Source organism: Dehalococcoidales bacterium (genome assembly GCA_041652735.1).
Taxonomy (GTDB): domain Bacteria; phylum Chloroflexota; class Dehalococcoidia; order Dehalococcoidales; family RBG-16-60-22; genus RBG-13-51-18.
Genome location: JBAZGT010000028.1, coordinates 20272 through 29671 on the forward strand (window position 1 = coordinate 20272; position 9400 = coordinate 29671).

The following is a 9400-nucleotide window of genomic DNA, read 5'->3' on the forward strand; positions in this document are numbered from 1 at the left end:
TTTTGTTTTTAAGGTTTGGCGGTCATAACGCGTTGGTTCAATAAGAGGATCCGCGCCGTCCCCCTTACCCCGCCCCGCCAGGCTACTACTTTTTGGGGTGCTGTAACCAGCGGATGTTCTTTTTAGGGATTTCCTTGACCTCCGGCGTCGGCTCCAGCGCTTTGGTCACCTTGTGCGCCAGGAAGCTGACAGGTTTGGTCAACGGTTTCAGGATGCCGCACTTATGTCCCCAGCTCTGGGCCGTAAGGTCGGTATAAAGGCTTACCGTTTGCGTTACCGTTAAAAAGTCCAGGCAGACGAGTATCTCCTGCGCGATGCCGAAGAACATGCTCAGAGGCAGAAAGCCGCGCGCGTACTCCACCGCCCAAACGCCGTCAGTGAAATTCATGGCGCGCGCCTGGCCGGGCCCCACGTAAATGCGGTCGCCGGGCTTATAAATCGTTTTCTCGAACTCGCCTTCACCGTAGTACCAGGTCTCGCCGTCGATAACCGTGTCCCAGAACCCGGTGAAATGACGTCCCGAATGGCCTTCCGACCCGATGGGAGTGCCCCAAATCATGATATATTCGCTCGTGGAAGCATAATACAGCTTCATCTGAATCATGGCGCCCCCGGCGATGCTGTATATCCAGGGCTGGGAGAAATCCAGTATTTTAGGGTAATGTTTGGCGAGAGCGCTGGCGAACGCATCGAACATCTGCGGCTTGGGCAGCCCCAGGCACTCGATAGCACACTGGTGGACGATTTCAGGGTCAAATACAGGCATGGGAACCAACCTCCATATTTACTGTTTATTTAAACGCCGTCATCGAACGGCCCGAACATTTTTCCCATGGGACGGCTGACGATGCGGATAGCGCGGGCGCGGGACACCAATTTCCCCAGGAAGAAATAGCCCAGCCGGTTGGATTTCCCGGCGATAAGGCTCGGGCGTTTCCCCAGCGCCTTGAGCGCCTCGGCCACGGCCGGCTTCACGTCCATCACCTTCACCACCCGGCACGGCTTCGGCTCGTTGGCGTCCCAGCCGGGTGTTTTGGTGGAACCGGCCATGAAACCGAGCACGTCGACGCCGTGCGGCCTCAGCTCGTACCACAGGGTCTCCGCCACTATCAGGTTGTAAGCCTTGGTCCCCGCATAGTTGGCGCAGTAGGCCGTCCCGTACAGCGCCGAGCCGGAAGAAAGAAAAATGATGCCGCCCCGCCGGCGTTCGGCCATCTTTTTACCAAAGTGATGGGCCAGCATAAGCCCGGCCCGCGCGTTGACGTGCAGCTGCTTAACGAGCTGGTCGAGGGGGTGGTGCAAAAAGGGGCGGACGGTGGAAAGCCCGGCATTATTCACCAGCAGGCCGATTTCCAGGGAATCAGTGACCGGAGTAATCTCCGGCAAAATATCTTCCCGGCTGAGGTCGAGCACGATGGTCTTGACCTGAACGCCGCAGTCCTTGCGGATGGCATCGGCCTGGGCATTCAGCAAATCCGCATTGGTGGCAATCAGGACCAGATTCAGTCCCCGCCCGGCGCACTGGCGGGCGAATTCGGCGCCGAGCCCCCGGGAAGCGCCGGTGATTAACGCCCACGGGCCGTATTTAGACGAAAAAGACTTAGTCATGTTGGATATTTAACGAACCTTCCCAATAAAATAGCACATTTTGCCTGCTCCATGCCACCGGAGAGAGAGAAAAGGGTCCCGCCGGGGCCTGCCGTTCCCGGAACCGGAAATAATATGAAAAAATGTATTGACATATAAAAAAATATGAAATATAATGAAATACGCACAACCAAAATGCAGGTTGATTGCCGCATAAACGTACCGGAGGCCCGCCATGAACGAGTTTGACAAGCTTTACACCGTAGAAGACGTAGCCAGAATGACTTCTTTTACCTCCCGCACCATCAGGAATTATTTGAAAGACGGCAGTTTACAGGGTCGAAAAATAGGCGGACAATGGAGGTTTACGATGGGAAATATCAAACGGCTGTTCAATAACAGGGGTTTTTCCAGCGATATTTCAAAAAACAACACACAGCGAATTTTAAATTTTGTTAACGGCAACAGTCCCGATATGCAAGGTAAAATTCAGGTTTGCACGATTATCGATTATTACTGCGAAAATCCGCGGGCAGGACAGCAAATTTACGAGGAGTTGGTCAGCGCCATAAACAGCAAAGATGATGATGCCCCGGCCAAATTCAATTTTGATTTTATGGAAGAAGAAAACAAGGCAAGATTCACCTTGTTCGGCAATCCGGACTATATCATCAAAACTCTCCAGTTGCTTTAGTATTACATTGGACATATGGTAAAAAAGCGGGGCTTTCAGCTTACGGGAGCCCGGCGGATTATTGACCGGAAAGAATGTAAACAAAAAGGGGGAGCACGGCGGCTCCCCCTCTGATGTCTGTTCCGGGCGCATGTTTTAGCATTATCAATCCAGTGCGTCGCCGGTCTGGCGGTAAAGATATTTACTTCACCCTGTCGGCTGCCTTATCATGCCTTTTTCTGATAAATATTATGATGCCCGCCGCTACTATGACGGCGGCGGCAATCACTACCGGGATAACCCATTTGCTGCCCGTTCCGGCGGCCGGAGTCGTGGTTAAAGCCGTCGTTGCCAGCGGGGTTACCGTGGGAGAAGGGGTGGGGGTCGGCGTGAATGACGGCGCCGGGGTGGTTGGGGTGGGAGAAGGCGGCGCTACTTCCGGCGCTTTCACGGTGAACGTACCTTCAAGCCCTCCCACACTAATCAGGTAGCTGCCGGTTTCCTGCCTGGAGACAAAATAGCTGATATACTCGATACCGCCGGTTTGAAGCGTTACGGTGATGGTGGTTTCCGGAACGCCGTTGACGGACAGGGATGCCGCGTAACTGCCTTCACTGCCTCCCGTGTTGGTCACGGCTACGGTAATAGTAACGGTAGCGCCCGGCGCCATTTCCGCCGGCGTGACCGTGAGGTTGGACAGGGAGAAAGAAGCCAGCGCCGCAGCCGGGCCGATGACGGCGAAGGTGGTGAAGTGGGTAATCAGGGCGGTAACGGTGTGGTTGACGGTATCCACCGTACAATCCAGTATGACCCAGGCGCCGGCGCTTTCATCATAGTAGGCGATGGACAGCTTGGTCTCATCGGCGCCTTCCGGCAGGGCGGCGGGGTCGTAGGATAGCGTTAAAGTAATAGCCGGGGAGAAGGTGAGGCCGTCCGGGGTGAAGTCATATGGTATAGAGAGAAGATTATAGTCGTCCGGCGGGGCGGGGATATCCGGGTTGGCTTTCACGATGATGTTATGGTTCAAGCCGTGGCCGTCAGCTTCCTTGACGATAGTACCCGCCTCGATGGTGAGGATGATAGAGCCGTCTGACGAGGTGGCGGTGGTAGTATAAACGACCGCGCCGCTGGGATTTGTGAGAATCGGTTTATCCGCGGTAAGCAAATCAATAACGAAACTGCCGGAGCCGCCGCCTCCTACAACCGCCGGTGTGGTAAAGGTGAAGTTATCCGTGACTGCCGGGGAAATGTTGCCCGCCAGATCGGCAGCTCTGGCCGCCGCGGTGTAGAAATGAGTATTGATGAAGCCGACGGTAGAAGTATTGTAAGTCCAGTTATCGCTTACCACGGCGTCAAGCCAGACCAGGGTGTCTTCCCAGGAGTTGCCGTCCCAGTACCTGGCGGTAGTGTTATCCGTGATGGCTACCTGCACGCCGGCCAACTGGCCCGGCAGGACATCCGCGGCGGTGCCGGATATAAGCGGAAGGGTATAGAGGATGGTATCAGGGATGTCATCCAGCGTGACCCCGGGAGCAGTAGTATCATAGATAAAGGTAATAGCGGCGCCGGTAAATGTTCGGGCGGCCGCATCGGTGGCTTTAGCCTGGACGACATAAGTATCCTCACTCCAGACGGGCAAGGTAATATTATCCGTCCAGACAGCCGTATTATTATCGGTGGTGGCAACGTGGGTAGTGGCCAGCCAGGTGGCGGCAGCTTCCCAGCTATCGCCATCCCAGTATTTATTATCGCCGCGCATCAGGGTAAAGCCGGCGCTATCCGCGTTAAGCCCGGCGCCCTCTTCGTCTACAGCGTCACCGACCGTGCCGGAAAAAGCCGCGGGCATGGAGGCGGCATTATACTGCCCACCATCAGCGGGCACGGTAACCGCAGCAACCAGCGGGTTGACCGTATCGCCCATATCATCCACGAAGATGGTGAAATTATCCGAGTAAGTGCCGCCGGCGCCGTCATCAGCCTGAATGCCGACCGTGTAGCTGTTGATGGTCTCATAATCGAAGACAGCCGCCGTGCGCAGCTGGGTGCCGTTGATAGAGAAAGCGGCGGTGTCGCCGCCGGTAAAGCTGTAAATAAAGACGGTGTTATCCGGGTCGGTGGTGGAGAGGTTACCGACGACGGTATCCAGCGGCTGATTTTCCAATACATGGTCATTACTTAAAATGATGTCCACGGGGAAGTCATTGACCGGAGTGATGTCAATTTGGGCGGAATTAAAGCCGGTGCCGGCATCGCTTTCCTCAAAACTAAGCGTGTAGTTCCTGACAGCCGGGGGGTCATCCGAAGTATTGCGGTACTCGATAGACTCGATGATGGCTGCCAGGACGCTGTCGTTGACAACAGTGCCCCCGGTGGAGAGATGAAGCTCGATGCCGTCAATATACAGCGATGAGCCGATAGCCCTGCCTCCCGACGCATCATAGTTGCCGTTGAGGAAAACAAAGCGCAGGTTGGAGCCGGCCACGCCGGCGCCGATACTGGCGGTAGTGGTTATCCAGCCGCCGGTGCTGGAGCCCACGTCATGAAACAGTTTCTGATAGTTCTCGCCATCGTCCCAGACGCCGTTATCATTGGCGTCATTGATGACGAAGCCATACACATCATACCAGTCACCGTCCTGTAAAGCGTTCCAGTTAACGGACAGATTATCGCCTACAGCGGCGTTAAAGGTCTCGCTGGTGACCATCGGGCCGTGGAATGTCCCGTAACCCTCCGCCACGGTTCCGCTGATGGTAAGTCTGAGAGCATAGCTGCCTTCATATTTTGTGGCGGACTGAACCGAAGAGGTCTGCGTAATCGAAGTGTAGTCGTCTACCAAGGGGTCGGAATCCACATTGCCGTCGGGGACATCGGGGTCGTCGCCGGGGTTTTCCACCCAGGCCTGGGCATTGACGCCGGGGTAATTATTATCAGCCGTCCAGCCGGTCATGTCACCGGTTTCAAAATCAGCGTTAGTCAACGGTACGGTTGAGGAGAAATTGATGCGAAGGACACCGGCCGAGCCGTCTTTATCGCCGTCAATCGTGCCAATGCGGTCGCCGTTCCAGTACACGGCATCTCCGGTAACGGTTAGAGAGCCGCCGCTGACCAGCTGAAAATTATCCGCACCGGTGCCATCAGGAATATTGACTTCAATATATCCCTCGCTGAAATCATTGGTATCCGAGGACACCGAGACATCAGCATCCAGGGCTTTCCAGCCTTCCTGCTCCGTATAGGATAAATTATCCAGATTCTGCGCCCAGGGGGGGCCGGAATCCGCATAGACATCCGGGACAAACACCGTCAGTAATAATATAGCCAGGAGAACCGCGACTAATTTTTTCACTATTCATCCTCCGTTAATCCGCCGTGACAGCCCGGGTGGTGTGTTGCCAATAAAAAAATCCCGGCCCGGTGGGACGGTATTTCAATTGGTTCTGAAGTATTTAGCTAATCTTTCACGCCTAGCGCCTGAGGTTGCCCAGCTTTCATTTGGTTACAGGGCGCAAACCGATGGCATGGAGATTAGTAATACATTACGTCTAGTATAAATAAGATATTTGTATTAGTCAATAATAAGTGACGGGCAGCCCCTTCCTGGCGGGAGCCCGGGCGACGCTATGCCAGCAGCAAAGTGACAGTCTCCGCAGCGAGTATTTTTTAACCGGATTCCCGGGGGAATGGCGTTAATTTTCAGGCAGGCTTATCATAGTATTTCAGGGTGGTCCAATCTACCGTGTTCGACTCATAAATAGGGAACGGCAAACTGATAAAACCACCATCTATCACCAGCTCAGTGCCGTTAACATAACTGGACTCATCAGAGGCGAGGTATAAAATACCGTAGGCCACATCCTCCGGCGTGCCCATGCGCCGCAGCGGATTGGTGACGGACAGCATCTTGACCGCATGTTCCACCCCTTGCTTGTCTATGGCCTGCGCCAGCTTCCGGAAAAGCGGAGTCTCGATGTTGCCGGGATGGACGGAGTTGAACCGGATATAATCCCCGGCATAGATAATGGCGTCCGCCTTGGTCATGGCGCGCATGGCGCCCTTGGAAACATCGTAAACCGGGACATCGGAGGCGACGATGCCGTATATCGAGGCTACGTTGACGACGCTGCCGGGGCCGGTCTTCAGGATATAGGGGACGGCATACTTGGTGCAGAGCAGAGTCCCTTTCAAATTAACATCCATGAGCTTATCGAACTCCGCGAGGGTGGCTTGATGGGCGGGGCGGCGGGGAGCGCCGACGCCGGCATTATTAACCAGGATATGAAGCTGGCCGTACTTGCGGTAGAACGCGGCGAAGGCCTGCGCCACCTCTGTCTCTATGGCGATGCTGGCATGCTCGAAAACCGCTTCCCCTCCGGCGGCCTTGATTTCCCGGACTACTCTATTACCGTTCTCATCGTCAATGTCCACGATAGCCACGGAAGCCCCTTCTTTAGCCAGGAGTCTGGCGGTTGCTTCCCCGATGCCGCCGGCCCCGCCGGTAACGATGGCTACCTTGCCCTTAACTCTGTCCACAGTTTTCCTCCTTACACCCAATCGTTCACTTTCATGCCAGCGCGTTCTGGAGGACCGACCGATTGCGGAGCATCCAGGCGGCAGCACGAGCCCGCCAGGCCATTCCCCAAAGCCCGGCCGCTGCGGTGGTGTCCGGACCTACACTGAACTCATCAGCCTCTGCCGCAGCGGAGTGTACGGCGAACTCGATAATCCGCTGGACAAACCCGGTTCTTTGCCTGGCGGTCAGGCCGTAACCGTCAACTATCGCCCGTAACTGGCGGGCACGGTCAGATAATGGCGGCAGGCCTTCTCTTGCGGCAACATCGTCGGAATGAAGCTTGGCATTGAGCCAACAAGCCTGGGCCAGCTCCACCAGGGGGTCTACGGGGCCGGCGAACTCCCAGTCGATCAAGGCGACGGGCATCCCTCCTCTAGCCACGATGTTCCAGGGGCCTGTATCACAATGGCCGATAATCCGGGCAGGGCCGCCCAAATCGCGACCGAACCACGGCTGCCATACCGCGTCAGGCGGCGGGTGATAGGAAGCAGTGGCGTCGTGCACAGTACGGAGTAACCGGCCTACGGCAGCGGTACCTTCCAGTGTCCAAGGACCCGGTTGCATGGACTCCCCTTCCATAAAGGTGAGCGTCTCCAGTCCGCGGTTATCGAACCCCGACCCTACTATTCCGGGAGCTCCGGTGAAACCAACCGCTTCAAGATGACGGAGCAGAGAGTGCACCGAAGAAGTCCATGGGCCGGTCTGCCGGTGAACGACATCCCCTTCCCGAAAGACTTCCTTACCGGGCACTTTGCCCCAGCCTGTGAGCGCCTGGTAACGGGCGGATTTTTCAACTGGGTTCACCCATTCCTTCTGCTTAGCCGTCTTCATTACGGGATATGATAGCATCACGGCTCAGACTTGCACAAGTTTACAGGTGTTATCTGGAGTCCGTCTCATAAAGCGGACGCTGCTGTCATGCGGCGTGGGGTGGGGGGAAAAGGGGGGAGCAGAGATGCTCTGGTTTTAAAATGCTCTTAAATTACCACTGGACGAACATGGGGAAGTGTGATTTGCTTGCGCTTTGATGATGCTACAGGGAAAGAGGCTGTGAGCATTTTGCCTCAAAAAAGTATAAGTAACGTGGTATAGAAATTATTCTAAATCCTCTTTATAAGCGTAATCAACTCACTTATTCTTTTAGAATATAGCTATAAAAGTTTCAGTCCGTATAATAATATTCCGTTATTAGCTATCTATGCTAAAATACACTTAACATGATTACAGATTTTCCATTTGAACAAAAACCGACTTTTCCTGCCGAGCTTTGGGCTAGATGCCGCAAAGATAATGATTTTATGCCAATTCTATTTGAATGGTACAAGTACATAGGTGGGACATGTAATATCGTAGCATCAATATCACGATTATCCCCGGCAATCCGAAAAATGCCTGCCCTAAATTATGCTATATTGACCGGGCTTCTTAATCGTTGCTCCAGACTCATGTTGTCAGTTTTACGATTGTCTGTCACAAAAAAATATGGCGAAACAATAGTTCTATTAGACCGGTCAATATATGAAAGTGCAGTAACCGTTCAGTGGCTTTGTTGTAAAGATAGTGATGATTGTTTTAAGCGGTATTTGGCCGGAGGCATGAAGAGTGACCTGAAGCTCAAAGACCATATACAACAAAGTATAGATAAACGTGGAGGAGACATACTCGTTATTGAGAAGGGCATGTTGGCTTCAATACAAGAATACATTGTTTCTACAGAGTTATCTGAGGAGCAAATTCGCCAAATTAATTCTTTACCAGACTTATGGAGCATGTGCCGCGATGTTGGGCTATCGGAAAAATTCTATATTGGTACTCAACGAATGGGTTCTCATGCTGTTCATGGTACATGGACGGCGTTAAGAGGTCACTATCTTAAACAAGATGCAGACGGCGAGTATTCTCTACGTGACCATGACGTTCGCCCACATGAAAATCAATTCATGGTGATTCCTCTCGTTATTCTAGATACATTAAAGAAATTTATCGATTATGTCGTCCCAGACCCCACCCATAGAGAACCTATTGAGTCTATTATTGCCGATACCAATGCAGAGGTTTTAAAGCTAACACAAGAAATAGTAAGCCCAGACTTTGAGTTCTATTCCGACTAACGATTACACTCTGCTATTAAATTTGGACATATCTATTAGTGGTTTTGGAGGCCCCTGTGAGACAAGGGAACGGGGGACAATAAAAAAGGGGAGCATCTCTGCTCCCCCAATTATCACTAATTTAAGTTCAAATCACCACTGGATGGACATGGGGAAATGTGATTTGCTTGTACTATAACTCTACCAATGAGAAAGAATATCTAAATATCTTGCCACAGCCATGGGACCTTACCCTCGAAAATTGTACCGCCCCAAGTCAGTCGCTATAAAAGCGTACGTGTTCTCCGTTTATGCCACTCATATATCGTGAGCGGAAAATTTCTTTAGTGAGGGTTTTGACCTTTCCCCCGTAAATAATGCCATTGGCTCTTAGAGTTCTCTGCTAGAATATAGCGAACGGGAGGACTCGAAATGCAGCGCAAGAAGTACACTGAAGAGCAGATTATCCAGGTGCTAAAA

General features: G+C 53.1%; 7 protein-coding genes. 2 read left to right on the forward strand and 5 right to left on the reverse strand.

Annotation, left to right across the window (positions count from 1 at the left end; translation table 11 throughout):
* Nucleotides 1-85: 85 nt before the first annotated feature.
* Both WC370_09620 and WC370_09625 read right to left on the reverse strand, forming a co-directional pair.
* Nucleotides 86-766, reverse strand: coding sequence for a hypothetical protein (locus tag WC370_09620; protein ID MFA5309724.1), 681 nt, complete (start codon nucleotides 764-766; stop codon nucleotides 86-88).
* 29 nt (nucleotides 767-795) lie between these two features.
* Entirely contained in the window at nucleotides 796-1608 is an 813-nt protein-coding gene (locus WC370_09625; protein MFA5309725.1) for an SDR family NAD(P)-dependent oxidoreductase, read from the reverse strand.
* Nucleotides 1609-1822: 214 nt separating this feature from the next.
* Here WC370_09625 and WC370_09630 point away from each other — a divergent pair, with 214 nt between their 5' ends.
* Nucleotides 1823-2281, forward strand: coding sequence for a helix-turn-helix domain-containing protein (locus tag WC370_09630; protein MFA5309726.1), 459 nt, complete (start codon nucleotides 1823-1825; stop codon nucleotides 2279-2281).
* Between the two features lie 181 nt (nucleotides 2282-2462).
* Here WC370_09630 and WC370_09635 read toward each other — a convergent pair whose 3' ends face one another.
* From WC370_09635 to WC370_09645, 3 genes are all read right to left on the reverse strand, one after another.
* Nucleotides 2463-5606, reverse strand: coding sequence for a cadherin domain-containing protein (locus WC370_09635; GenBank protein MFA5309727.1), 3144 nt, complete (start codon nucleotides 5604-5606; stop codon nucleotides 2463-2465).
* A 347-nt stretch (nucleotides 5607-5953) separates the two neighbouring features.
* Complete coding sequence (locus WC370_09640) at nucleotides 5954-6790, reverse strand: SDR family oxidoreductase (GenBank protein MFA5309728.1); 837 nt, start codon at nucleotides 6788-6790, stop codon at nucleotides 5954-5956.
* A 31-nt stretch (nucleotides 6791-6821) separates the two neighbouring features.
* Nucleotides 6822-7394: a phosphotransferase gene (locus tag WC370_09645; protein MFA5309729.1), complete on the reverse strand. Its 573-nt coding sequence runs from the start codon at nucleotides 7392-7394 to the stop codon at nucleotides 6822-6824.
* Nucleotides 7395-8047: 653 nt separating this feature from the next.
* Here WC370_09645 and WC370_09650 point away from each other — a divergent pair.
* Entirely contained in the window at nucleotides 8048-8941 is an 894-nt protein-coding gene (locus WC370_09650; GenBank protein ID MFA5309730.1) for a DUF5677 domain-containing protein, read from the forward strand.
* Nucleotides 8942-9400 lie beyond the last annotated feature (459 nt).

What these genes read in the sequence shown, in the direction of transcription:
- WC370_09650 (MFA5309730.1), top strand. Translation starts at nt 8,048, where the DNA reads ATGATTACAGATTTTCCATTTGAACAAAAACCGACTTTTCCTGCCGAG.
- WC370_09645 (MFA5309729.1), bottom strand. Translation starts at nt 7,394, where the DNA reads ATGCAACCGGGTCCTTGGACACTGGAAGGTACCGCTGCCGTAGGCCGG.
- WC370_09630 (MFA5309726.1), top strand. Translation starts at nt 1,823, where the DNA reads ATGAACGAGTTTGACAAGCTTTACACCGTAGAAGACGTAGCCAGAATG.
- WC370_09625 (MFA5309725.1), bottom strand. Translation starts at nt 1,608, where the DNA reads ATGACTAAGTCTTTTTCGTCTAAATACGGCCCGTGGGCGTTAATCACC.
- WC370_09620 (MFA5309724.1), bottom strand. Translation starts at nt 766, where the DNA reads ATGCCTGTATTTGACCCTGAAATCGTCCACCAGTGTGCTATCGAGTGC.